This window comes from Aliterella sp. E5.1 (assembly GCF_057473825.1).
The window spans coordinates 98,711-122,945 of the sequence record NZ_JBYCCV010000004.1; the positions used below are offsets into that span (position 1 = coordinate 98,711).

Sequence of the window (24,235 nt, forward strand, 5' to 3'; positions counted from 1 at the left end):
TAGCGATCATGACATAAAAGCCCGGTTTTCCGGTCGGATTGTAGAGGATTTGAATAAAATTTTAATAAGCGGGTGCAGCCAGACAAGAAATGGTTATCCCTAAAATCGATCCCACAATCACTTGAAAAGGTGTATGACCAAGCAATTCCTTCAAACGGTCTTCATTAAATTCGTGGTCTTTGCTAAATAATTCATCAATCATTTGATTGAGAATACGAGCTTGCTTTCCGGCGGCTTGGCGCACTCCTGCCGCATCATACATGACAATAACTGCAAAAATAGTTGCGATCGCAAATTCAGGACTTCCCCATCCGGCGGTTTGTCCGACCCCCGTTGCTAAGGAAGTTACTAGCGCCGAGTGAGCGCTAGGCATTCCCCCAGTGGTGACTAAGACGCGGACGTTAAGTTTACGATTTTTGGCTAAGTCAATAATCAACTTTGACCCTTGAGCGAAAAGACAAGTTATGACAGCAATATATAGAACGCTGTTATCTAAAATGTCGCCAAAGTCCTGCATGGTGTTTTAAAAAGGGTGGATGTTAGAGTTTAGTGAGTGCGACTGGTAATATAGTGAGCGAGTGCTTTTAAGGGTATTGCTTTTTCCCCAAATGGCTCTAATTGCGCTATGGCGGCGGCAATTATCTGTTGTGCCTGACTTTGTGATTCTTCTATACCCCACAAGCTAGGATAGGTTACTTTTTGCGCTTGCAAATCTTTTCCCGCAGTTTTGCCTAATTGTTCTTGGGTAGAAGTGATATCCAAAATGTCATCAATAATTTGAAATGCCAAGCCGATATTTTGAGAGAATCGAGACAGCCTGTGTAAATCTTCCCCTGGCATTCCTGCCAAAATTCCCCCACATACTACACTTGCTTCTAATAATGCCGCCGTTTTATGGTTGTGAATAAAATTCAAGGTTTCTAGAGAGACATCAGGCTTGCCCTCCGATTCTAAATCAACTACCTGACCGCCCACTAGCCCCGCGGCACCCACCGCTCGTCCTAGGCGCGCAATTACTTGTAAAACTCGCTCCGCAGGCACGTTAGGAGTATTAGTGGCAACAAATTCAAAAGCATAAGCGAGTAAGCCATCGCCCGCCAAAATCGCAATATCTTCGCCATAAACTTTATGATTGGTCAATTTACCCCGGCGATAGTCGTCGTTGTCCATCGCTGGCAAGTCATCGTGAATCAATGACATGGTATGAATCATCTCTAAAGCGCAGGCTGTAGGCATCGCTACTTCTAGCGTACCTCCAGCCATTTCGCAAGTAGCAAGGCAAAGAATCGGACGCAGGCGCTTTCCACCCGCCAGCAGGGAGTAGCGCATTGCTTCGTATATTTTTTCTGGGTAGACAACAGAAATCGCCCGGTCTAAGGCTGCTTCTACAAGGCTTTGATGCTCTTGCAGATAAGCTGATAATAAAAATTGAGTTTTTCCTGGGGTCATTTGCAGATTATCCGTTGCTACCATCGGTTGGTTCCTCAAGCTGCTGTTATATCCGTAATAATTCTACGGGGCTTTGGGGAACATAAATTAGGAAACTTTACAGGCTAATTTTATGGTACTGGCAATAGCTAAGTACAGTATTTTGCAGCAATATCGCTCTAGTCATCGGACCAATGCCGCCGGGAACCGGGGTAAGATAAGAGGCGACTTGTTGCACCGAGGCAAAATCTACATCTCCAACCAAACGACTTTTGCTTGTATGTGCGTCTGTAATGCTATTGATACCCACATCGACAACTACTGCTCCCGGCTTCACCATTGAATCCGTAATTAATCCCGCCAAGCCTACAGCAGGGATGAGGATATCAGCTTGCTTAGTAATAGATTCTAGATCATCTGACTTGGAATGTGCGATCGTGACGGTAGCATCTGCCTCTAATAGCATTAATGCTAAAGGCTTACCAACTAAAATACTTCTACCGACAACAACGGCTTTTTTGCCCTTCAGTTCAATATTGTATTCTTGCAATAAGCGCATCACTCCCTTGGGGGTACAACTGCGTAAACCGGGTTCTCCTCTTAGCAGTCGTCCTAAATTAAGCGGGTGCAGTCCATCAACATCTTTGTTAGGCTCTATTTGGTGTAGTAATGCAACCGCATCTAAGGGTTCTGGTAAGGGTAACTGTACCAAAATTCCATCTACTCTTTCATCTTGATTTAGGGCTTGAATTACTTGTTCTAGCTCTGATTGGCTAGTATTTGCGGGGAAATGGCGACCAAAAGAGGCTATTCCGACTTTTACACAGTCCCGCTCTTTATTTCGCACGTAGGCAGCGCTGGCAGGGTTATCGCCGACCATAATTACCGCTAAACCAGGGTTACGTCCTATTTGCGGTGTCAAAGCTTGGATGCGCTCTAGTAGCTCAATTTGCAGCTTTTGGGCTAAAGCTTTGCCGTCTAGTAATTTAGCCATTGTGTTCATTAAGATTGCACCTGGATTTTTAGGAAAAACTATTTAATCAATTAGCATCTTTTTTAACCGCAGCAAAGGATTCTGGCAATTATTTTTACTTTTAGGTGAAAGCAGAAGTTAAAAATAATTTTATCTATACTTTGGATGTTGACAGCAAATATTTAACGGTGTGAATCTACTTAACTTATATATTTTTATATGAAAATTCAACTAACAAGAAGTTTTTATCTAGTCACTTGTAATTTTTTTATAGTCGGTGGCCTAATTGGTTGTAATGGTGTAGGAAACTCTAGCTGGAATAGCATCAAGTTCAGAATTGGTACAAATGTAACTGATATTAGCAATATCAAATCGCCCAATAATCAAGGGACAGTTTATCTGCAAGGACAAGTAACTAATATTGTCCCACTATCAGAGCCTTGGCAAGCTTATCAAATGCAAGACTCTAGCGGGACAATTTGGACAATAACCAGTCAACAAGGCTTAAAAATCAATGATAAGTTATTAATTAAGGGTAATCTTCGCTACCAGAGTATTCCGATGGAAACTCAAGAATTAGGCGACTTTTATGTCGAAGAACAAGAAAGAATCGAACATACGCCAGCATCTTAGTTATGAGCAATTCAATTGTGCGTGTAGCGATCGCAATTCTCTACCAAAATAACCAATTTTTGATGCAATTGCGCGACGATATCCCCAATATAGTTTATCCCGGACACTGGGGCTTATTTGGCGGACACCTAGAATCAGGAGAAAATTCAGAAGTTGCCGTAAAACGAGAATTATTAGAAGAAATCGGCTATACGCCACCAAACTTATTAGAATTTGGCTGTTATCCAGATGAAAAAGCCGTTCGCCATGTTTATTATGCCCCGCTAACCGTAGAACTAAATCAGTTGATTTTACATGAAGGTTGGGACATGGATTTTTTGACCGTTGATAATATAAAACGCGGTAGCTATTATTCGCAAAAAGCTAAGGGTGTATATCCATTAGTTCCCACTGCTCAAAAGATTTTATTAGACTTTCAAGCGTCCTTAAATTAAAAATATTATTAAGTCTGTCATGAATGAATTACAAACCAAAATAGAGACTGATACATGGATTACTGTTAACTGGGACGAATATATCGCCGCTATTAATCAGCCTGAATTGGAAAACGCTAAAGGTTATTATGACAACGGACAGTTAAGGATTGAAATGTCACCAGTTGGATATGACCATGCAAGCGATAATACGATTATCCTGTTTGCCGTAAATCTGTTTTGTACTCTTAAAAATATTTCTATTAGGGGATTAACTAACTGTAGCTACCGTAAGACGGGAGTCAGAGAAGGCCAACCCGATGTATCTTATTACGTTGGAGAAAGGGCAAAATTAGCTATTACAGGTACATCAGTAATCGATTTAAACAATTATCCAGCACCAGACTTAGTAATTGAAATTGCCAGTACATCCCTAGCTGACGATTTAGGTAAAAAGCGCTTGCTGTATGAAAGTATGGATGTTGCGGAGTATTGGATTATAGATGTCCAGAATACCCAGATAGTTGCTTTGGCGATTTCTGATGGCGGAAGCAAGCGAATTTACCAGTCTCAGGTATTACCAGAATTAGAAATAGCTTTACTAGAAGAAACTTTGCAGCGCAGTCGTCAAATGGATAATACTCAAGTTGGCGCTTGGCTACTAGCCCATCTACAAACCGAAAATAAATGAATTTTACTCCTGCCGCGATCGCTTGGCATAATGGTAAACTTGTCGAACGCGAACAAGCTGCCCCATCTATCGCCAGCCATTCTCTACATTTAGGCGTTGGCGTATTTGATGGCATTATGGCTTACTGCAATAGCGATTCATACTATATTCATCGTCTGGAAGCTCATTTAGACCGTTTGCGTCATGGCTCTTTGCAGATGGGATTAGAATTTGATTGGTCAAATACTGAGCTAAAATCGGGGCTTTTGGGATTATTAGAAGCAATACCGCCTAATAATTACTATATCCGCCCAATTGTTTACCGTAGCGGGGCGTATCTAAATTTTAGCGATGATATGCCTGTAGATGTGACAATTTTGGCAGTAACTATCGCCCGCGACGAGGCTACACCCCTTACTTGTCATATCTCAAAATACGAGCGCGTTTCTGGTAAGGCAATTCCGGTAACGTGGAAAATATGCGGAACTTATGTAAATAGCTACCTCAGCCGCCGTGCTGCCCAAATTGAGGGCTTTAATGATGCCATAATGCTCGATGCGGAAGGTAAAATCACTGAAGCAACCGCCGCTAATATTTTTTTCTTACAATCCCATACAGTTGTTACACCTGCACTTAATGTCAATATTTTCCCTGGCATTACCCGTGCTACGTTGCTAGATATCGCCAAGTCCATAAATATTGAAGTAGTAGAGCGCGATATTAAACCTAGCGAATTAGCAAATTTTGATGGCGCTTTTTTAGCTGCAACCATGATGGAACTAAAGCCAGTAGCAAGTATTGATAACTATAAATACGAATCCTGTAACCATCCACTATTTAAGCAGTTTCTACAGGAATTTCGCCAAATTACCCACCAAAAGCAAAAATTTAGCTGATAGTTTTAGTTAACTATTTAACAAATCCTTGCTGTTTTAAAAACGAAAGCGCAACAGCAATCAAATCCATGCGATAAAGTCAATATTGAGCAACCTGCAACGCCAGCTATGAACGTTTCGCCCGACCCTTCAACGCCAGACTTCAATCAAGGCAAGCCTACCATGCGTAACGCCGATTATCAGGAGCTAGAGAGAAAAAAACTCAGCCCGATGATGCAGCATTATGTTGAAATCAAAGAGCAATATCCGCACGCGCTGCTGTTATACCGAGTCGGCGACTTTTACGAAGTATTTTTTCAAGATGCTTGCACGGTTTCCGAGCAATTAGAATTAGTTTTAACTAGCATCCAAGCAGGTAAAGAAATCGGACGAGTACCAATGTCCGGCGTACCGCATCATGCCATAGACCGCTATTGTGCCATGTTAGTTGAAAAAGGATTTGCGATCGCAATTTGCGACCAAGTAGAAGATGCGTCTGTAGCGGCGGCGCAAAATCGGCAGGTAAAACGCGAAGTAACAAAGGTTATAACTCCTGGTACGTTGCTTGACGAAGGAATGCTCAATGCTCGTCGCAACAACTTTCTCGCCGCCGTAGTCATTGCTGGAGAACATTGGGGTTTAGCTTACGCAGATATCTCTACTGGAGAATTTCTTACTACTCAATCAAGCGGCTTAGAGCAGCTAACTCAAGAATTGATGCGCTTGCATCCGTCAGAAGTATTATTTCCCACCAATGTCCCCGATTTAGGTAGTTTATTGCGTCCAGGAGAAAAATCCGAACACTTGCCTAGCTACCTGCCTAGCTCGTTTTGCTATGCCATGCGCAGTCAAACCCCTTTTACCCTTGCCGAAGCTCGAAATCGGCTGTTGCAACGCTTTAAAATGCGTAGTTTAGAAGGAATTGGCACGGAACACTTACCCCTGGCAGTGCGGGCGGCGGGCGGATTGCTGGAATATTTAGAAGCTACCCAAAAAGAAAACCCTGTAGCGCTCCAGTTATTGCGGACTTACACTATCACAGACTACCTAATTGTTGATAGCCAAAGCCGTCGCAATCTAGAAATTACCCAAACTGTCCGCGATGGGATATTACATGGCTCTTTGCTGTGGGCAATTGATAAAACCAGTACAGCAATGGGCGGTAGAGCTTTACGGCGTTGGTTTTTGCAGCCGTTGCTAGATATTAAAGGTATTAATGCGCGCCTTGATACTATTCAAGAATTAGTTGAAGACACGTCGCTGCGTCATGACTTGCGGCAACTCCTGCGGCAAATTTATGACTTAGAAAGGTTGACGGGACGGACAAGTTCGGGAAGTGCTAACGCTCGAGATTTGGTGTCTTTAGCAGATTCTCTACTCAGGCTGCCGGAAATAGCTATGTTAGTGGAAAATGCCAAGTCGCCTTATCTAAAAGCTTTGCAAAAAATACCGCCTATTTTGGAGCAGTTGGGGCATCAAATTCGCGCTCACTTGGTAGAGTCTCCCCCTTTGTATCTCACCGAAGGCGGTTTAATTCGCAGTGGTATCAATTCTCAGCTAGATGACTTGCGTCTTACGGTCGAACAAGACAAACTATGGATTGCTAACTTGGAAGTTGAGGAAAAAGCCCGAACGGGAATCCCCAACCTTAAGGTAGGATTTAACAAAACTTTTGGTTATTACATTAGTATTTCTCGCTCGCGTGCTGACCAAGTTCCCGATAACTACATCCGCAAACAAACCCTCACCAACGAGGAGCGGTATATTACGCCCGATTTGAAGGAAAAAGAAGCGCGAATTTTGACGGCAAGAGATGACCTCAATCGTCTGGAATACGAGGTTTTTTCCCTTTTACGTCAAGAAGTTGGGGAAAGTGCGGAGATTATTCGCAATACTTCTCGCGCGGTAGCGGCGGCGGATGTATTGTGTGGGTTTGCAGAAGTAGCGGTTTACCAGGGTTACTGTCGCCCGCAAATGGTAGAAGGGCGAGAAATTAAGATTACTGATGGTCGTCATCCCGTAGTAGAGCAATCTTTACCATCAGGTTTTTTTGTACCAAATTCAACAATGTTGGGGTGGGAGAAAAATAGCCAAGATGCGACAGAAAAGCCAGATTTAGTAATTTTGACGGGACCTAACGCTAGTGGAAAAAGCTGCTACTTGCGTCAACTGGGATTGATTCAATTAATGGCTCAAGTGGGTTGCTTTGTCCCCGCAAAAGAGGCAATACTTGGAATATGCGATCGCATTTTTACTCGTGTAGGAGCGGTGGATGATTTAGCTACAGGTCAATCTACTTTTATGGTAGAGATGAACGAAACGGCAAACATCCTCAATCACGCTACTTCCACGTCGCTAGTATTACTAGATGAAATTGGGCGCGGTACGGCAACTTTTGACGGGCTTTCGATTGCTTGGGCGGTAGCGGAGTATTTGGCAGAAGCAATTAAATCGCGCACTATTTTCGCCACTCACTACCACGAAATGAACGAACTTGCTTCAATAATGCCGAATGTTGCTAATTATCAAGTGACGGTAAAAGAATTACCCGACCAAATCATATTTTTGCACCAAGTTCAACCAGGCGGCGCAGATAAATCTTATGGAATTGAGGCGGGAAGACTAGCAGGTTTACCCCCAGTTGTGATTGGACGGGCTAAAGAAGTAATGGGGCAAATTGAAAAACATAGTAAAATTGCCATCGGACTGCGATCGCAAATTAACAAGTTGTAAACTATTGTTCGACGCGATTATCCTAAAGCTAAAATTGTCAATAAGTCCAGAGAAATAGTGACTGTTGTTACACTTGATTGCGGAATAGGTCACAAGCACCAGCGACGTGATAATTTCCGATCTGGATGAAATGCAAAAAATCAACTATTAGGAGACCATTGCTCGTGGCAATTCAACCCCAGGGACTACCATCTAACACTCGTAGCCGTGAAGATTTTAGCGAATATGTTGCTCATCTGCAATTGCATATGGCTTTGCAAGCGCGAAACCTAGTCCCCACGCTCAACAAAACTGTGGGCGATAGCCGCGAACAATTGCTGCATCAAACCCAAGCAAATTTTGAAAAATTAGTATCCCGTCAAGCACGATAAATAATTTAATTAGACCTTGCCACCCGCGCGAGTTAATTTGGCAAGGTCTAATCTGAAGATCGATCTTGAGATCGGCGGCATAAACCCAGAAAATCGTTAAAATATTGGTGCAGCATATTAACTAACTTTAGGCTGGATTCCAACCAGACGAATCATGACTTCAGTACTTCCTCAAAATCTAAACGTTGTTATTCGCACGGTTCAACGCCGGGATATAGAAGGAATTGAGCGTCTCTGTGCCGAATCGTTCGCGTCAGAAAAACCGATGGTGGCTACAGAGCAAAATCAATTAAAACTACTGCGTCGCTGGTACGGCTTGCTGAAGTTTTTAAACTTGTTTCCTAATCCCCTGCAATACCACTTTTGTATTTATGTCGCCGAGCAAGCTAGGCGCGTCCAAGGTACAATTCAAATTTCTCCTTGCAACCGCACTCGCAGCACATGGCGGGTAGAAAAGTTATTGGTAGATGCTCAATCCCGCGCTCATGGGGTTGGCTCTCAACTACTACGTTATTGTTTTGAAGCCGTGGGTGAAGCTAGAACCTGGTTATTGGAAGTTGATATCAATGATAAAGAGTCGCTGGCTCTTTACCGTCAAAATGGCTTTCAAACATTAGCTCAACAAACCTACTGGGAAATTACCCCTAGTTTATTGCAAGAATTGGCATTACGCGAACCTGATTTACCAAATATTTTGCCTGTAAGTAATGCTGATGCTCAGTTACTTTATCAATTAGATACCGCCTCCATGCCTCCTTTGGTGCGTCAAGTATTTGACCGCAATGCTGACGATTTTAAAACTAGCTTGCTTGGTGGTATCGTTGAAGCCATCCAGCAGTGGATACATAAGCTTGAAGTAATTAGCGGCTACGTCTTTGAACCCCAACGCAAAGCCGCAATTGGCTACTTCCAAGTGCGGATGTGTCGCAAAGGTACGCAGCCTCATAGAGCTACCCTGACGGTTCACCCCGCCTATACTTGGCTCTATCCGGAACTATTATCCCAATTAGCTCGCATTGCTCAAGATTTACCCCCTCAGTCCTTGCAACTAGCTTCCGCAGACTACCAGCAAGAAAGGGAGGAGTATCTAGAACAAATTGGCGCTAAAAGAGTAGAACACACTTTGATGATGTCGCGCTCGGTGTATCACAAGTTGCGCGAGTCCAAATTTGTCTCTTTAGAAGGGTTGCAATGGTCGGAAATGTTGCAAGGATTCCAGCCAGCACGCAAGCCTGTAGCGGGAGGAATGTCTTGGCTAGGACAACCAAAACAGCAGATGTCTTCTATAGAAGTGACAAACGATACCCCTAACTTAACGTCGGAACCTAGTAGTTATTCTAATGTAGATCCTCTGCCACCAAGTTCATCAGACCTAGGCAAAGAACAGGCATAGCAACTTAAACCTATGTCACCGAGAATTTCTGCTTTGGGTTTAGATATTGGCAAAAAGCGCATTGGTGTAGCTGGATGCGACGGTACGGGATTGATTGCTACAGGTTTAACTACCATAGAGCGTCAATCTTTTGCCCTAGATGTAGCTCAGCTTCAACAATTGGTGCAAGAGCGTACGGCTCAAATCCTAGTAGTTGGTCTACCTTACACAATGAAAGGCGAACTGGGTTTTCAGGCTAGACAAGTGCAAAAATTAGCATCAAAACTTGCCCAAGTTCTCACCCTGCCGATGGAATATGTTGACGAGCGCCTGACTTCGGTGGAAGCTGAGCAGTTAATTAATTTAGAAAAAAAGTCAGGGCATTTTATCGAGAAAGGACTAATCGATCGCAAAGCCGCCGCTATAATTTTACAACGCTGGCTAGATCTAAGACGCAGCAACCAATTACAAGTAGTAGATGTTTCCCGCACATAACTTAAATGCAGTTAAACTCGCATCCCGTGATATCCTGAAAGCTGACAAATAGTACCTAATAAACGCGCAAGTGAGTTAGTTGCTGTTGTTATTAATCAATTGACAGTCCCCCATCGTCTATGTTTTCATCCCCATCCCCTGAAGAAAACGATTCATCTCCAACAGCGTCCATCACCCTCACTGATGAATCTGGGCGGAGTCTTCCCTGTTATATCGAGCGATCGCTATTTGTAGGGGATATTGAATATGTTTTACTGCTCCCAGAAGACTCAGCCATCGAAATTTTTGCATGGCATGGCGATGGCGATGAGGAAGAAGCAGTGCCGATAGAAGATGATGAGACTATCGACCAAATCTTTACTACCGCCGAAGCTGTACTAGCTGAACAGAACTTGATCCTCCGGCGCACGGCTTTTGCTCTCACCGTTGCTGGGGAACTTCCCCCCGTAGAAGATGCGGAGTTATTTACTCTAGAAATTGAAGAAGAAGGCTCGGAGTTAGAGCCAGAACAGTTGCAATTGCTGGCAAACTTTTATCATCAAGAGCAAGAATACTCAATTTACACGCCCCTCGATCCCTTGTTGTTTTTTGCCAAGATGACCTCTGATGGCAAGCCAGAGCTACTTTCTCAAGAAGAATTTAGTAAAATTCAACCGCTATTAGAGGAGCAGCTATTTGACGAGATGGACTAATTGAGCTTGCTGCAAAGCAAAAGTAGTTATTTAGGGCAGTTAAACAAAATGAAAGTAATGCAAAAAGCTTTCAAGTGGTCTATGGTGCTACTTGTGCCAGTCTTGGGAGTAAGCACTTGGCTAGGCTGGAATTGGTGGAATGGAGCGATTTCTCCTACCGAAAATAATCAAGTAGTCTCTATTCAGGTAAAATCAGGAATGGCAGCCCAGCAAATTGGGCAGCAATTGGCAGAGGCGGGGGGAATTCGTTCTAGTCAAGCTTGGAACTTGTGGGCGCGGTATTTGGAAAAACAAGAACCTAATGGGGGCTTTAAAGCCGGAAATTATGTCATAGTACCAAATCAATCTTTACCAGCCGTTGCCGCGCAAATTTGGCGGGGTAAGGTTGTCCAACTAAGTTTTACAATTCCTGAAGGCTGGTCGTTGCGGCAAATGGGAGAATACTTTGAAAAACAAGGCTTTTTCTCCGCCCAAGCGTTTTTGGCAGAAGTAAAAAAAATTCCCAGAAACGAATACCCCTGGTTGCCAGCAAACTTACCTCACTTAGAAGGGTTTTTATATCCCGACACCTACAAGCTAAATGGCGATAGCGTCACCCCCGAAATTGTCGTTAGGCAAATGCTTAACCAATTTCAAGTTGTAGCGCTGCCAGTGTACGAACAAGGTAAAAAACAAACAGATTTAAGCTTGTTAGAGTGGGTAACTTTGGGCAGCATTGTCGAAAAAGAAGCCGTAATTCCTAAAGAGCGATCGCTCATTGCTGGAGTATTTGCTTCTAGGTTGGGCAAAGGAATGCTCTTGCAAACCGATCCAACCGTAGAATACGCGCTCAATATTCGCCAAACTAAAGACCAACCTTTGACTTTCTATCAAATCAAAGTTGCCAGTCCCTACAATACTTACGTCAATCCTGGCTTACCCCCTACGCCGATTGCAAGTCCTGGGATTGCTAGTTTGAAAGCCGCACTGTATCCCGAAAAGACTCCTTATTTGTATTTTGTTGCTCGTTATGATGGTACTCATGTGTTTAGCAAAACTCTCAGCGAACACACCGCCGCACAAGTAGCTATCCGTAGACAAGTCTCGGCAAATTAAACCCAACTTAAAAACTGACTATGGCATGGCACGAATACTTACAGCCGGACTTAATCTTACAAAACTCCGTCTTAAGTTTGACCTCCGATATTATTGCCCAGTACCAGCTTAAAGGGCTGGTTTTGGACGTGGATGAAACCCTTGTCCCAGTAAAAGTTGTTACCGCCTCTACCGAACTCAAAGATTGGGTAGAGAGCATTCGACAGACAACGAAGCTGTGGCTAGTAAGTAATAACCTCAGCGATGCTCGTATTGGGGGCATTGCCCGCTCTCTAGACTTGCCTTATATTTTAGGTGCGGTCAAACCTTCTCGGCGCAAATTGCGACAAGCTGTAACAGCGATGGATTTACCTGTCGAACAAATTGCGATGGTAGGCGATCGCTTATTTACTGATGTGATCGCCGGAAATCGACTGGGAATGTTTACAATTTTGGTAGACCCGATCCTCGATCCCGGCGAAGCAGTACGCTCCTATCCCCTGCGAAATTTTGAGGTATTAGTGTCCAAATTTATGGGCGCTTCAATCGTACCGAAACAAAAAGTAACAAAGTAGAATAGAACTTAAGAAATCTAAAGAAAATGTTATGGACTGCTCATTTTTACGAAAAATCTGTAATGATAGATACAGATCAAATAGAGTCAGCTTGATAAAGACTCTAGCTATAAATATCTATAAATATGTTCGTAAAGCGTCAGCCTCACCTATAGAGGAACTGGCGCTTTACAATTTGTCTATGCCCTAGGCAAATACACCCAAATGTCCCAAACCATAGTTATAAAAATTGGCACTTCAAGCCTGACTCAACCGCAAACAGGAAAGCTTGCCTTATCTACGATCGCTACATTAGTAAAAGTTTTGAGTCAGTTGCGGCAGCAAGGTCATCAAGTAATTTTGGTTTCTTCTGGAGCCGTAGGGATAGGCTGCGCGAGGCTGGGACTAACGGAAAGACCCAAAGAAGTCGCCCTTAAGCAAGCCATAGCCGCCGTCGGTCAAGGACGGTTGATGCGGATATACGACGATCTATTTGACACATTGCAACAACCCATTGCTCAAGTGCTGCTGACTCGCGGTGACTTAGTGGCGCGGAGCCGTTATATCAATGTCTATCGTACCTTTGCAGAGTTACTCAAATTAGGCGTAATTCCAGTAGTAAATGAAAATGACACCGTAGCTGTGGATGAATTAAAGTTTGGCGATAACGATACATTGTCTGCTTTAGTTGCCAGTTTAGTAGAAGCAGATTGGCTATTTTTGTTAACCGATGTCGATCGGCTGTATTCTGCCGATCCGCGTTCGTTTCCTGACGCTCAACCAATTTCTTTGGTTAAAAATATCAATGAATTAGCCGAGCAAGTACAATCCGGCGATCGCCCATCTAAGTGGGGGACTGGTGGGATGACAACAAAAATTGCCGCCGCCCGCATTGCTACCGCCGCCGGGGTGCGGACGGTAATTACCCAAGGCAATCCTGACAATATTCAAAAAATCTTACAAGGAGAAACTTTAGGGACGCAGTTTGAACCCCAACCCCAGCCAAATAGAGCGCGCAAGCGTTGGATTGCTTATGGTTTAGTGCCAATGGGCAAACTAACTTTAGATATAGGTGCGGTTAAAGCTATTGTTGAAGAAAGGAAATCGTTACTAGCGGCAGGAATTACATCTGTAGCCGGAGAATTTGAAAGTCAAGAGGCGGTAGAACTATGCGATCTAAGCGGAAAAGCGATCGCTAGAGGCATAGTTAATTATAACAGCAGCGAACTCAAGCAAATTTTGGGCAGACATTCTAGTGAAATATCAACAATTTTGGGCTACGCTGCTGCGGAAACTATAGTTCACCGCGATAACCTCGTCTTAACTTAAGTAATGCCTTACTGATACTTTTTGCCGTCGGCAATCCTTATATTTAGATTTGCTCCTTTCAACTCCGAACTGATGTAAGACAATAACCCATAGATAAAAATAACTACGCCCGTCATTTCCATAAATTCCTCAATGGAAGTAAGAATAGCTGTAGTAAAGTTCTCGGAGCCATAAACCTCGTCATGAGTTCCAGCCAGTAATTCCATCCCAATCGCCCCACCTACAAAAACTGTACCAGCAATCAAAAATAAGCGTTTAGTCTTACCAGGAAGAGCATTAATAAATTTTAGAAAACTTAGCAAAAAGAGTACCACAAAAATTGCACCAGGAATCACCCAAGCGTAGTATAGAAAACCACCTGCACCGAACGCATTTCGCAAGGGTTCTATAAATAGTTCGTGAATTGAAAGTGCTTCGTCAAGGGATAAATACACAAAAATAACTGCTAATACTCGCCAGTAATTGACATAGCGATCGCCAGCTACCTTTTTTGCCTCAGCAATGACCTCTAGTAGAACAGCACAAAATAGTAAAGCTGCCCAAGAGTAAAGTGCTGGAATATTTTGTTCTCCATTGACATTAAATAGCCGTGCGAAAGTATCTCTTAAAGGATAATCTGGTAAAAAATAAACACAGAACTGGAAGAACAAACCACATAAAACCAAACTGGATACCAGAAGAACTAAAAAACGGGTAGTCTTTTTTGGAGATAGAGAAAACTTTACATTGCTAGTTGATGAGCCAGTTACGGGATGATAGTTATTTGTTTGTTCGACTATAGTTAAATGGTTATTTCCATAGGGTTTTAGCTTAGAGTGCAGGTTGGCAGTTCTACTTGGCAATACAATGTTTTCCATCAAATACTCAATAGTTTGCTGTTTTATCCAACCGCATTCTACAAGAATTGTTCCTAAGCGTTTTCCCGATTGGCTTTGCTTTTGAAGCGCAATCTCTAGTTGCTCTGGTGCAATCGTACCAGCCTCAATTAAGTATGCGCCTAGTGGCTTTGATAGATTGCTTTGTTCTTCATTTATACTAATCACTGTTTTACCTTTATTGCCGATTCAAGTTCATTAACCTAGTAAGGCTCCACTTGTGCTTGCCTTTGTATGTAAAGAAATATACACCTCACCAATCTTGTTTAAGATTAGTTTAACTAAGGTTAGGTTAAGAAAACATAAAGTTTAGGTAAAACCAGAAATAATTTTATGATTTTAAGTAAAATTTTGTAGAGGGATGGTTGTTTTCTCTTTGCATTTAAAGATTGGATACCAGTGGAGATTTTAGGTAAAGCGATCGCATCTAACTATAGATGTCGCAAATCATTAGCTTAAAAAGATAACGAAACTCCTCTAGCCATGGTCACAAAGGCTTGCAGGCGATACTCTTGATGCCGATGCGATCGCCGCTCGCTTTACTGATGACGGTAAGTTTCGGTTTGGCAACCAACCCTCAGTAGAAGGCAAGCAGGCAGTTCGTGATGCCCTAGCTCAGTTTTTTGAGACGATTGCGTCAATGCACCACGAAAACACTGGGTTATACACATTACCTAAGTTACAGCAAGCGATCGCATCTAACTATTTTTGACCGTTACTCTAGGAAACTGTCTATTGCTATTAAGAACTTGGCAAACTTTTTTTAGCTAAAACTTGACGAATTGCAATGAGAATTATGCCGACACCCGTAAACACCAATGCCAAAATGCGACTTTCAGGGGACGCAAAAGCAACAAGAGCCAAATTAAACAGCAATGCCAAAGCCGGAACTACTAAAGGAACCTGAAACCCGCTTGTGCGAGGTTCTCGGCGTTTGGTAATTAAGAGGGAAATATTTACTAAACAAAACATTGCCAATAGCAAAGTTGCTGTAGCTCCAGCCAAGAATTCTAATCTACCAGAAAGCGCTAAAGTAATTGCGATCGGTAAAATAACTATTAGCGTTCGATAGGGAGTAGCACGCCTAGGGTGTAATTTTCCTAACCAAGCTGGCAATAGCCCTTCCCGCGACATCCCGTAAAGCAGCCGCGAGGCGGTAACAAAATTTAGCAACCCCGTATTGAGAATTGCAAATAGCGGAACGAACGTAAAGATAATTCGCGGAAAATTGGGTTGCGACTGGCTGACTACATCAAGTAAAGGAGCTTTGGAGTTGGCAAGCTCCACCGGGCTTATCACTTGAGTAGCAAGCCAGGAAACAAGAATGTAAACAATTCCAGCAATGCCCAATGATAGCAGGATCGCTTTAGGAACATTGCGCTCAGGATTTTTTACTTCTTCGGCAACATTGACAATATCTTCAAACCCAATGAAGGCATAGAAGGCAAGGGATGCTCCTTGTAAAATTGGTATCCAACCACTAGCTGGCGCTTCAACGATAGCGGTAGTTGCCGTCGATTCCCCTCCCCCAAATACAAACAAGCTGGCAACTAAAATGACAACAACTAGCCCCGATGCTTCAATCGTCGTACAAAAAATATTCAGAGCAGAAGACTCTTCCATGCCTCTAAAATTGACAAAAGCCAAAGCAGAAAAAAGTGCCAAAATAATTAACCAAGTTGGAACGCCGGGGGCAAAAGCGTTGAAATAGCCAGCAAAGGCTTTTGATCCTGTCGCCATTGAAACTAGGCAGGTACAAAACATTACCCAACCAACTAAAGTTGAGAGAAAAGGATTGTGAAATGTTCTATGAACGAAGTAAGCAACGCCTCCACTTTTGGGAAATCGGCTGCCAAGTTCGGCATAACTAAAAGCTGTAAGTGCTGCCACAACCATCGCACTCAAAAACGAAACCCATACCAAAGTGCCGGAAAATCCGGCAACTTTGCCAACTAAGGCATAAATTCCAGCGCCGAGAATATCGCCAACGCCGTAAATAACTAGCGTTGGCAGTCCAAATACGCGCTTTAGCGAATCTGCTTCTGCGTTTTCCATAACCTACTACATAGTGTGTTCTCGCCAGTATAAAGGCTACGGGCTTTGGAACTGCGAAATAATTGTTACTGTTTGATAGCAAACAGATTAATGTCACCTTTGAGCCATGATGAGCGAATTATAAAGGCAGCGAAAAGATTCTGCTTGCAGATCGAATACCGTGTTCGACGACTGGAATAACCCAAAGTATTTACACGCACAATCCACGTGCCGTTAGAAGATAAACCACAAACGTTCCTAACCAATGACTTTCAGTTGCATGATTCCTTACTAATCGTGTTGCAACTTTCTTTTTAGCGTACCTACCCTGCTTGCCGCTTCCACTCTTACAGCCACTACCTGTAAACGAAGCAGTCCAACTATGTGTTGTATAGAAATTGACGTGATGAAATAGTCAGTTAATAGAATTTTTAAAATTGGTAAAGAGTATTTATAGCAAAAATGCCCGATTTTTGAGGAAATTAGGCATTTTTAAAGTTATACATTAAATAATTTTTAACTTATTCAGCTACATGAGGTTTTTTAACACTACATTCTTGAATAAAACAACGCTCTAGTAAATCGATTTTGTATAAATGCCCAAACTGGCGCGGGTTTAATATTAATTTGGTTTCGGAACTAAAGACAGGCTGGTTTAAGAATTGCCATAGGGGAAAGCTATTTAGTATATTCATAGTGCAGTAGGTATAGATCGACTCTAGTCTTGATTGTTGGAAAATTCCAATCTTTGTTTACTTTTCAAGATTGCCATAATTAAGATTCAACTTGCTTGGTGGGTTTTACGGAACATTTTGGAAGGATTTTTAGGAGCTATGTAATTTTACGGATGCGTTAAGTACAAGCCTTGTTTCTTTGTAATATTTTGATGCCGTACTGGTGAAAATATGTTGAACTAGGAAACCGATTTAAAAGTATTAATGCGGTAAATCAATAAAATGCGATCGCAAATTGTTATTGAAGTTTTATCCAAAATTCAACATCAAGAAACATTGCAGTTTGTAAAGATAAATCCGAGAAGAGTAAAAGCTTGCCATAAACATTTTTGAAATGGTAACGTCTAAGGCTATCTAGACCTCCTACTTTAAATAGACCTGAGAATATGAAGGCTCCGCTTGTTAGTCTGACCTTAGCTGCAACTTTCTTTACCCCCATTGCCTTGGCGGCTCCTCCGAGAAGTGCTGACCAAACTATTGAATGTGAAATATTAGTTGTTGGTGGTGGGCTGAGTGGGGTAGCAACAGCCTACGAAGGCTTGCTTGCTGGTAAAACAGTTTGTCTTACAGAAATTACTGATTGGGTAGGAGGACAAATTTCTGCTCAAGGAACTTCTGCCCTAGATGAGCGACCAACTCAAAGAGCAAAATTACTGTATCCTCGTGGTTATTTGGAATTGAGATCGCGGATTGAGCGCAAATATGGAGAATTGAACCCTGGAGACTGCTGGGTAAGCGACTCTTGTTTTCTGCCCAAAGATGGTCACGAGATTTTATCTAGATTATTAACAGACGCAGCAAAAAAAGGTAAAGGCAAGTTAACGTTTTTTCCGACTACAGTAGTTAAGGAACTGCAACGGACACCGAACATCATTACTGGGGCGATCGCCATTCAACACAGCCCCGCCAAAGGCGCACCACCCCTCAATACTCAGCCACTATCGCGAACCATCACCGAAGCTTATAAATACGCCAACTCAGCGAACTTTGACAAAAATATTATCCGTTTTGTACCAGCCAAACCAAAAAAAAATAGCCCCCTAGTTAAAAGTAATGCTCCGAACTGGTACGTAGTTGATGCTACAGAAACCGGGGAATTGGTGGCGCTGGCAGATGTCCCTTACAGGCTTGGCATTGATGCCCGTTCTTACTTAGAACCGTCCTCTTCTAGTGCAACTAATGACCCTTATTGTACTCAAGGCTTTACTTACACTTACGCCATGGAGGCAACCAAGGAACCCCAAGCTCAAAGGATGCCGCCTTTTTATCTTCAGTATGTCAACTACTACAGTTATGAGTTGCCGCGTCTAGCAAGTTTTCCGTTAGTGTTTACTTACCGCCGCATTTGGAGTCCAGACGAAGGGGAAACCACAATGTTTAAAGGTGTTGAATTTTCGGCTCCCACTCCCGGCGATATTTCCATGCAAAACTGGACTTGGGGTAACGACTACCGCCCAGGGACTAGCAGCGATAACTTAGTGTATACTCGCAACCAGTTGCAAGCTACCAAGCAACTAGAACCCGGACAATGGATGGGAGGGTTGCGAGTTGAAAGTCTGCGTAAGGCAGAGGAAATTTCTCAAGGCTATTATTACTGGCTGGTAGCTGGAACTACCGACTCCCAACTAGGTGCAAAAGTAAAAGAGCCGCAACCAAATCACCGCTATCTATCAGGCTTAGATTCGCCGATGGGAACCGTCCACGGCTTATCCAAGTATCCCTATATGCGAGAAGGAAGAAGAATAATTGGCAGACCTAGTTGGGGACAGCCCCAAGGCTTTACCGTGTGGGAAATTGATATTTCTCGCCGCGATTATACCGATAAATACTACACTCAAATTTTATCCCCGCAAACCTATCGCAGCTTAAGAGCAGCGCTATCTGGATTAGAAGCAACGGCGGTAATTGGTAGCTCTAACCAATCAGTTTCACCCATGCGGCGATCGCGTTCGACAATCTATCCAGATTCGGTGGGTATTGCTCACTATGCCATTGACTTTCATCCCTGCATGGTCAAAAGCCCCCCAGAAGCACCAGGAAATATCGAGCGTCCCGGCGAACGCCTGGGTGCAGGACAAGCTTACCCGTTTCAAATTCCTTTGCGGGCAATGATTCCCCAAAAGATCGACAATATGCTCGTAGCAGGCAAAAGTATTGCCACAAGCCATATTGCGGCGGCGGCTTACCGAGTGCATTCCTTTGAGTGGTCATCGGGAGCGGCGGCGGGACTTGCCGTAGCTTTTAGTTTGGATAATGCGATCGCACCTTACGAATTAGTCGATCGATTGCCCCAACAAGAACCCCAGCTAGAAGCGCTCAAACGGCGTTTAAAAGAACAAGGCAATCCTACAGCTTTCCCCGACACTTCAATTTTTAATGAAAATTGGGACGATTGGCGCTAAAAGAAAAGAAGATGAGGGGCTTACTTTACCGCTCCCTCATCCGATTTCTTAATCCTCTGGTATCTTGGAATGTAGTTTGATCGAGATATTTTGGATAGGTTATGGCTAGGTTACATTCAACAGTTGTCCGCGCTATGGCAAGTTCTACTACACCGACAATTGCTCCCACTCAGAAAAACGAAGTTACCCGCAAGTTTTATCCTAACTACAAAATTATTGTGTTAAACGATGATTTCAACACTTTTGAACACGTAGCTAAATGCTTGCTGACTTATATTCCTGGCATGAGCAGCGAAAATGCTTGGGAACTAACAAATCAAATCCACTTTGCCGGACAAGCTATTGTCTGGGTAGGACCCCAAGAACAAGCCGAACTTTATCATCAACAACTTAGACGTGCGGGTTTGACGATGGCTCCCTTAGAGGCAGCTTAAACATCATGGGCAAACCCACTAGCGGCAGGCTTGTACTCAATCACTCTACCCACATTCCTGGACTTATTCGCATTTTAGAAGCTTTGACTAAGCTAGAGGGTATTTACACCATCACTCCCGGCGTTATTAGTAGAACCAGAGGTCATATCCCCCGTATGCAATTGAGGGTATCTGTGCCAATTCGCGGGGGCTTTAAAATCATCGCAAGACAAGGTAAAACGGTTCAAGAAGTATTTATTCTCACAACTTTGAGCCAAGAACAACTAGAGGAGTTGCTACAACTTTAAGCTGTTACATCGGTTCATAAACTAGATCGGGAATCAAACTCCGCACTTCCAAGTCTTCTTGATGACCGATACCTAAAAAGTCGCCATCTCGATAAACTTGCACCGGAGAATTAACCAAAACCGCCCCATCGCCGACAACTTTTTGCCCTTGACACCATTTTTGAGCAATAGGCGCGGGTAAAGTCACCAGTGGTAGATGCTGCAAGGCGACAGGAGGCGCAATCGGGCAAAAAGTTCCTTGTTGGAGTTGCTCTATTAGTTCGTCAAAAGTTAGGCTATCTACTAGGTTAAAACCACTACTGTGAGTGCGAATTAAGCTAGCTAAAGTTCCTCCCGTTTGTAAAGCAATACCCAAATCGCGGGCGATCGCGCGAATGTATGTTCCCGCACTACAACTAATAGCTATATCAAGTTCGGGATAGTCACCACTGCGCCACTCTAATATCTCTAGCTGATATACTTCTACATTTCTGGCTGGAACTTCTATCGTCTCCCCACGACGGGCTAAGTCGTACAAGCGTTTTCCTTGCACTTGTATTGCACTGTATTTCGGCGGAATTTGGGACAATTTGCCTGTAAATTGCTTTAATGTCGATGCCACTTGTGCCAAAGTTAAGCTTGATACTGGCTTTTGACTAATGATTTCTCCTTCGAGATCGTCTGTCGCCGTTACCACCCCTAAGCGAATTGTTGCTTTATAAGCTTTGTCTGGCTGCAAATACTGTAATAGGCGCGTCGCCTTACCAAGAGCTATTGGTAAAACCCCTGTAGCGGCTGGATCTAATGTTCCACCGTGTCCTATACGTTTGAGTCGCAATAACCCGCGCAACTTGGCTACGCAGTCATGAGAAGTAAAGTCAGTTTGCTTGAATAAATTGATAAAACCTTGCACAAATTGAGTTTCCTAAGCCTAATTTTTGATGTTTAGTTTAATTGGAAGTTAGATACTAGGTTATTTTGATTGCTGTAGGCAAGGTACAAGTAACACGATCGCAATGTTTTAGGCTTCAAAAAGTTCCAAATTACATTACTTGCACTAATATCTTGGCTAATTTTACTTGGGCGATCGCCTTGTCTTCAATTGTGTAGAATCCAACTTGGAAAGTACGATTGGATCGGCATTACCATCGATCGCGATCATCGGCACAGCGCGGCGCGGATTGCAGTTAGCTTGAAGATTTTTTGATAAAGCAGCACTTACTAAAGTCCTCCTACCTAAGGATAGTGGCGTAAAAAATCCTTAGACTATTGCCAGAAATTAGCCTTGAGCAATTGATATTGATTATTAGTGATTTGTTTTTTTGGTAGATTCATGGCGCAGGGAATTGGACAAGACAGATATCAGCATTTTTTCTATTGTGCCTTGACTATTAGTCTCAGCCTCTTATTAGTATCTGAAACTGTAATAGCTAATCCTAGCCGTAGTAAAACTGCCCAACAACTACCTGCCACAAGCTCTAATAGTCAAGCTGCTTACAGCGAAAGACAAAAACTGTTGCAGGAAGCCCAGCAGTTTCTGAGACAAGGAAGTAGCCAGTCGCGGACAAATGCTCTAGCGAAATACCAGCAAGCGTTGGCAAGTGGACGAAAAATGATCGCCCACTTGTAGCTTTAGCACTCCAAGGTATTGGCTGACATCTTGCACCAAGTTTGAGTAAGGGACAAAAGGCACAGACCAGACCTACGTTTTGCACCAAGTCACATTCATATCCAGTCCATAGCATTTGGCTGAAAGTTGTAAGCGTTGAATCTCTGCAAGCACAGGTCATAATGCCATCGGTGGAAGCAAGGGTTCAAAAGCTGACGTGCTGCTTCACCCTGAATCTTCACTAAACTTTTATAGGTAATAAGTAATTGCACCATTGGTTTTTTAAGGAGGATAAGACATCCTGGGATTAAGGATATTCATAATTAATTCATGAAAACCACTTAACGAAATGGCTCCTAAAAATGTTACACAGATTTTGCAGCAGGCCTTAGCTCAAGAAAGCTTGCTCAATCCCATAGTCAACCGAATTCGACAATCTTTGGAGCTACAAGAGCTTTTGACGACGGCGGTACTAGAAATCCGTTCATTTTTAGGTATAGATAGAGTCAAAATATATCGGTTTGATCCCGATACCAGTGGAGAGGTCATTGCCGAGTCTCTTGATGGAAATAATCTACCCTCTCTGTTGGGACTCCATTTTCCGGCGGGCGATATTCCTCCCCAGACCCGCGAGATGTTTGTCAAAGCCCGTCAACGGATAATTATGGATGTTGGATCTCAACGCAAGACAATCAACCAGTTGGACAATCCAGAAACAGGAGAAAGCCTAGCGACAGAAGATATTCGCTATTATAAAGCAGATTCTTGCCATCTCGAATATCTCTCTAACATGGGTGTAAGTTCTTCTTTGACAATTCCGATTGTGGAGCAAAATCAGCTCTGGGGGTTGTTGGCTTGTCATCATGCTGAATCATATCTTATTTCAGAACAAGAGTTGAAAATTGTGCAGATGCTAGTAGATCAACTGTCGATTGCAATCGCCCAATCAAATCTGCTCTCGCAAGCTCGACAACAAGCTCGCCATGAAGCCATAATCAATCAAATTAGCAGTCTACTCCATTCTCCGCTCAACGTCGCGGAAATTCAGCAGACCGTGCTTGAGGAAACCATTAAAGCCCTAAATGGTTCTGGGGGTAGGCTATATCTCAAAGCGAATGCAAGTGATCAACCTTCTCAATTGTATATCTGTGGAGAGCAGCCAACTCTGACCCAGCTTGAAGAAAGTCCCATCTGGCAACAAGTGATTAGTTCCTTCCAGGACATCTGCCCAGAATGCAGTGCCTGCCATGAACAACAGTACCCTTGGCAGCCTGAAGCAAGAAAGCCACTTCGAGCTATAACTGATAACAATGAGAGTGCCTCTGACAAAAACAGTGTGCGGCATCCATATACTATTAACGATCTCTATCAAGAGCCAACTCTTGATACTTTAGTCCCCAGTTTCCAGTCAACCCTAATTCGGTCAATTCTGATTGTGCCGCTACAGTATCGTCAACAGGACATAGGCTACCTGAGCATCTTTCGTAATGAAATTGACACTGAAACTTTGTGGGCAGGCCGTTGGGATGATGATAACCGCAACCTGTACCCTCGGACATCTTTTGCAGCCTGGCGGGAAATCAAAAAAGGACAAGCTCAAACATGGACTCCGCAGGAAATTAAGCTAGCTCAATCCTTGGGTACTCACCTCCATATGGCTGTGATGCAAAGGCGTGTGGAAGAAATGATTCGACATCAAGCTTCTCATGACCTGCTGACGGGGTTGCCCAACCGCTTGCTATTTAACGATCGCATATTCCTAGCCTTAGCCAACGCCTATCGACGCAGAGAAATGTTGGCTGCAGTATTTCTAGACCTGGATCGGTTTAAGAAGATCAACGATACGCTGGGTCATGCTGTTGGAGATCAGTTGTTGCGAGAGGCAGCGTCACGTTTGACAGGCTGCCTGCGGGAAATAGACACCTTGGCTCGCTGGGGAGGCGATGAGTTTACCCTGCTGCTACCTCAAATTACCTGTGCCGAAGATGCCGCTAAGGTGGCTCAGAGGATTCTAGATGCCTTTAGTATTCCTTTTTGTTTTGCAAAGCAGGAACTCTACATCACAGCCAGCATTGGGATTGCTCTAAGTCCTGATGACGGAGAAGATGCGGAAACTTTGCTGAAGTATGCTGACACTGCTATGTATAGTGCCAAGCAACAGGGCAAAAACAATTACCAGTTCTATACACCGACTATGAATCCCGAAGCGCTTGAGCAACTGGTGTTAGAAAATAATCTCCATAAAGCGCTTGAGCGGGAAGAACTTTTG

At 43.3% G+C, this 24,235-nt stretch carries 23 protein-coding genes and 1 pseudogene; 18 read left to right on the forward strand and 6 right to left on the reverse strand.

Going from position 1 to position 24,235, the window contains the following annotated elements; translation table 11 throughout:
* Positions 1-61: 61 nt before the first annotated feature.
* The 3 genes from AC2VE5_RS02990 to folD all read right to left on the reverse strand — a co-directional run bounded on the left by AC2VE5_RS02990 (position 62) and on the right by folD (position 2,431).
* Positions 62-517: a divergent PAP2 family protein gene (locus AC2VE5_RS02990; protein ID WP_486886293.1), complete on the reverse strand. Its 456-nt coding sequence runs from the start codon at positions 515-517 to the stop codon at positions 62-64.
* Between the two features lie 29 nt (positions 518-546).
* Positions 547-1,473 (reverse strand): geranylgeranyl diphosphate synthase CrtE, encoded by a 927-nt coding sequence (gene crtE, locus AC2VE5_RS02995; RefSeq protein ID WP_486886294.1) that lies wholly within the window; start codon positions 1,471-1,473, stop codon positions 547-549.
* A 73-nt stretch (positions 1,474-1,546) separates the two neighbouring features.
* On the reverse strand, positions 1,547-2,431 hold the full coding sequence (gene folD / locus AC2VE5_RS03000; RefSeq protein ID WP_486886295.1) for a bifunctional methylenetetrahydrofolate dehydrogenase/methenyltetrahydrofolate cyclohydrolase FolD: 885 nt from the start codon (positions 2,429-2,431) through the stop codon (positions 1,547-1,549).
* Between the two features lie 189 nt (positions 2,432-2,620).
* Here folD and AC2VE5_RS03005 point away from each other — a divergent pair, with 189 nt between their 5' ends.
* The 12 genes from AC2VE5_RS03005 (at position 2,621) to proB (ending at position 13,612) form a co-directional block, all read left to right on the forward strand.
* Positions 2,621-3,034, forward strand: a complete 414-nt coding sequence (locus AC2VE5_RS03005; RefSeq protein ID WP_486886296.1) for a hypothetical protein — start codon at positions 2,621-2,623, stop codon at positions 3,032-3,034.
* Positions 3,035-3,036: 2 nt separating this feature from the next.
* On the forward strand, positions 3,037-3,468 hold the full coding sequence (locus tag AC2VE5_RS03010) for an NUDIX hydrolase (RefSeq protein ID WP_486886297.1): 432 nt from the start codon (positions 3,037-3,039) through the stop codon (positions 3,466-3,468).
* A 19-nt stretch (positions 3,469-3,487) separates the two neighbouring features.
* Positions 3,488-4,138 (forward strand): Uma2 family endonuclease, encoded by a 651-nt coding sequence (locus AC2VE5_RS03015; RefSeq protein ID WP_486886298.1) that lies wholly within the window; start codon positions 3,488-3,490, stop codon positions 4,136-4,138.
* Positions 4,135-5,013: an aminotransferase class IV gene (locus tag AC2VE5_RS03020; protein ID WP_486886299.1), complete on the forward strand. Its 879-nt coding sequence runs from the start codon at positions 4,135-4,137 to the stop codon at positions 5,011-5,013. The genes AC2VE5_RS03015 and AC2VE5_RS03020 overlap by 4 nt, the downstream gene beginning before the upstream one ends.
* 162 nt (positions 5,014-5,175) lie before the next feature.
* A complete protein-coding gene (gene mutS / locus AC2VE5_RS03025) occupies positions 5,176-7,725 on the forward strand; it encodes a DNA mismatch repair protein MutS (RefSeq protein ID WP_486886321.1) in 2,550 nt (849 codons plus the stop codon).
* A 164-nt stretch (positions 7,726-7,889) separates the two neighbouring features.
* A complete protein-coding gene (locus tag AC2VE5_RS03030; protein WP_486886300.1) occupies positions 7,890-8,096 on the forward strand; it encodes a hypothetical protein in 207 nt (68 codons plus the stop codon).
* Positions 8,097-8,250: 154 nt separating this feature from the next.
* Complete coding sequence (locus AC2VE5_RS03035) at positions 8,251-9,489, forward strand: GNAT family N-acetyltransferase (protein WP_486886301.1); 1,239 nt, start codon at positions 8,251-8,253, stop codon at positions 9,487-9,489.
* A gap of 12 nt (positions 9,490-9,501) precedes the next feature.
* Positions 9,502-9,963, forward strand: coding sequence for a Holliday junction resolvase RuvX (gene ruvX, locus AC2VE5_RS03040; protein ID WP_486886302.1), 462 nt, complete (start codon positions 9,502-9,504; stop codon positions 9,961-9,963).
* Between the two features lie 119 nt (positions 9,964-10,082).
* On the forward strand, positions 10,083-10,655 hold the full coding sequence (locus AC2VE5_RS03045; protein ID WP_486886303.1) for a DUF3727 domain-containing protein: 573 nt from the start codon (positions 10,083-10,085) through the stop codon (positions 10,653-10,655).
* 48 nt (positions 10,656-10,703) lie between these two features.
* Positions 10,704-11,750 carry an endolytic transglycosylase MltG gene (gene mltG / locus AC2VE5_RS03050; RefSeq protein WP_486886304.1) on the forward strand — a complete coding sequence of 349 codons (1,047 nt, stop codon included), beginning with the start codon at positions 10,704-10,706 and terminating at the stop codon, positions 11,748-11,750.
* Between the two features lie 20 nt (positions 11,751-11,770).
* Complete coding sequence (locus tag AC2VE5_RS03055; RefSeq protein WP_486886305.1) at positions 11,771-12,304, forward strand: YqeG family HAD IIIA-type phosphatase; 534 nt, start codon at positions 11,771-11,773, stop codon at positions 12,302-12,304.
* Positions 12,305-12,508: 204 nt separating this feature from the next.
* Positions 12,509-13,612: a glutamate 5-kinase gene (gene proB / locus AC2VE5_RS03060; protein WP_486886306.1), complete on the forward strand. Its 1,104-nt coding sequence runs from the start codon at positions 12,509-12,511 to the stop codon at positions 13,610-13,612.
* A gap of 8 nt (positions 13,613-13,620) precedes the next feature.
* Here proB and AC2VE5_RS03065 read toward each other — a convergent pair whose 3' ends face one another.
* Positions 13,621-14,655 carry a cyclic di-GMP-binding domain-containing protein, MshE-related gene (locus AC2VE5_RS03065; protein WP_486886307.1) on the reverse strand — a complete coding sequence of 345 codons (1,035 nt, stop codon included), beginning with the start codon at positions 14,653-14,655 and terminating at the stop codon, positions 13,621-13,623.
* Positions 14,656-15,001: 346 nt separating this feature from the next.
* Between AC2VE5_RS03065 and AC2VE5_RS03070 the strand changes: the two are divergent.
* Positions 15,002-15,199, forward strand: a pseudogene (locus AC2VE5_RS03070) (nuclear transport factor 2 family protein); the annotation flags it as partial.
* A 29-nt stretch (positions 15,200-15,228) separates the two neighbouring features.
* On the opposite strand, the gene AC2VE5_RS03075 reads toward AC2VE5_RS03070, so the two are convergent.
* Positions 15,229-16,542 (reverse strand): APC family permease, encoded by a 1,314-nt coding sequence (locus tag AC2VE5_RS03075; protein WP_486886308.1) that lies wholly within the window; start codon positions 16,540-16,542, stop codon positions 15,229-15,231.
* Positions 16,543-17,641: 1,099 nt separating this feature from the next.
* On the opposite strand from AC2VE5_RS03075, the gene AC2VE5_RS03080 reads away from it, so the two are divergent.
* The 3 genes from AC2VE5_RS03080 (at position 17,642) to AC2VE5_RS03090 (ending at position 20,378) form a co-directional block, all read left to right on the forward strand.
* Positions 17,642-19,657: an FAD-dependent oxidoreductase gene (locus AC2VE5_RS03080; RefSeq protein WP_486886309.1), complete on the forward strand. Its 2,016-nt coding sequence runs from the start codon at positions 17,642-17,644 to the stop codon at positions 19,655-19,657.
* Between the two features lie 101 nt (positions 19,658-19,758).
* Positions 19,759-20,091, forward strand: coding sequence for an ATP-dependent Clp protease adapter ClpS (gene clpS, locus AC2VE5_RS03085; RefSeq protein ID WP_486886310.1), 333 nt, complete (start codon positions 19,759-19,761; stop codon positions 20,089-20,091).
* A gap of 5 nt (positions 20,092-20,096) precedes the next feature.
* The gene (locus AC2VE5_RS03090) at positions 20,097-20,378 is read left to right on the forward strand and encodes a DUF2103 domain-containing protein (protein ID WP_486886311.1); all 282 of its coding nucleotides are present in this window, start codon (positions 20,097-20,099) and stop codon (positions 20,376-20,378) included.
* 4 nt (positions 20,379-20,382) lie between these two features.
* Here AC2VE5_RS03090 and truB read toward each other — a convergent pair whose 3' ends face one another.
* Complete coding sequence (gene truB, locus AC2VE5_RS03095; protein WP_486886312.1) at positions 20,383-21,270, reverse strand: tRNA pseudouridine(55) synthase TruB; 888 nt, start codon at positions 21,268-21,270, stop codon at positions 20,383-20,385.
* A 420-nt stretch (positions 21,271-21,690) separates the two neighbouring features.
* On the opposite strand from truB, the gene AC2VE5_RS03100 reads away from it, so the two are divergent.
* Both AC2VE5_RS03100 and AC2VE5_RS03105 read left to right on the forward strand, forming a co-directional pair.
* Positions 21,691-21,987 (forward strand): hypothetical protein, encoded by a 297-nt coding sequence (locus AC2VE5_RS03100; protein WP_486886313.1) that lies wholly within the window; start codon positions 21,691-21,693, stop codon positions 21,985-21,987.
* A 328-nt stretch (positions 21,988-22,315) separates the two neighbouring features.
* The coding region (locus AC2VE5_RS03105; protein ID WP_486886314.1) for a bifunctional diguanylate cyclase/phosphodiesterase at positions 22,316-24,235 on the forward strand (1,920 nt) is incomplete at its 3' end.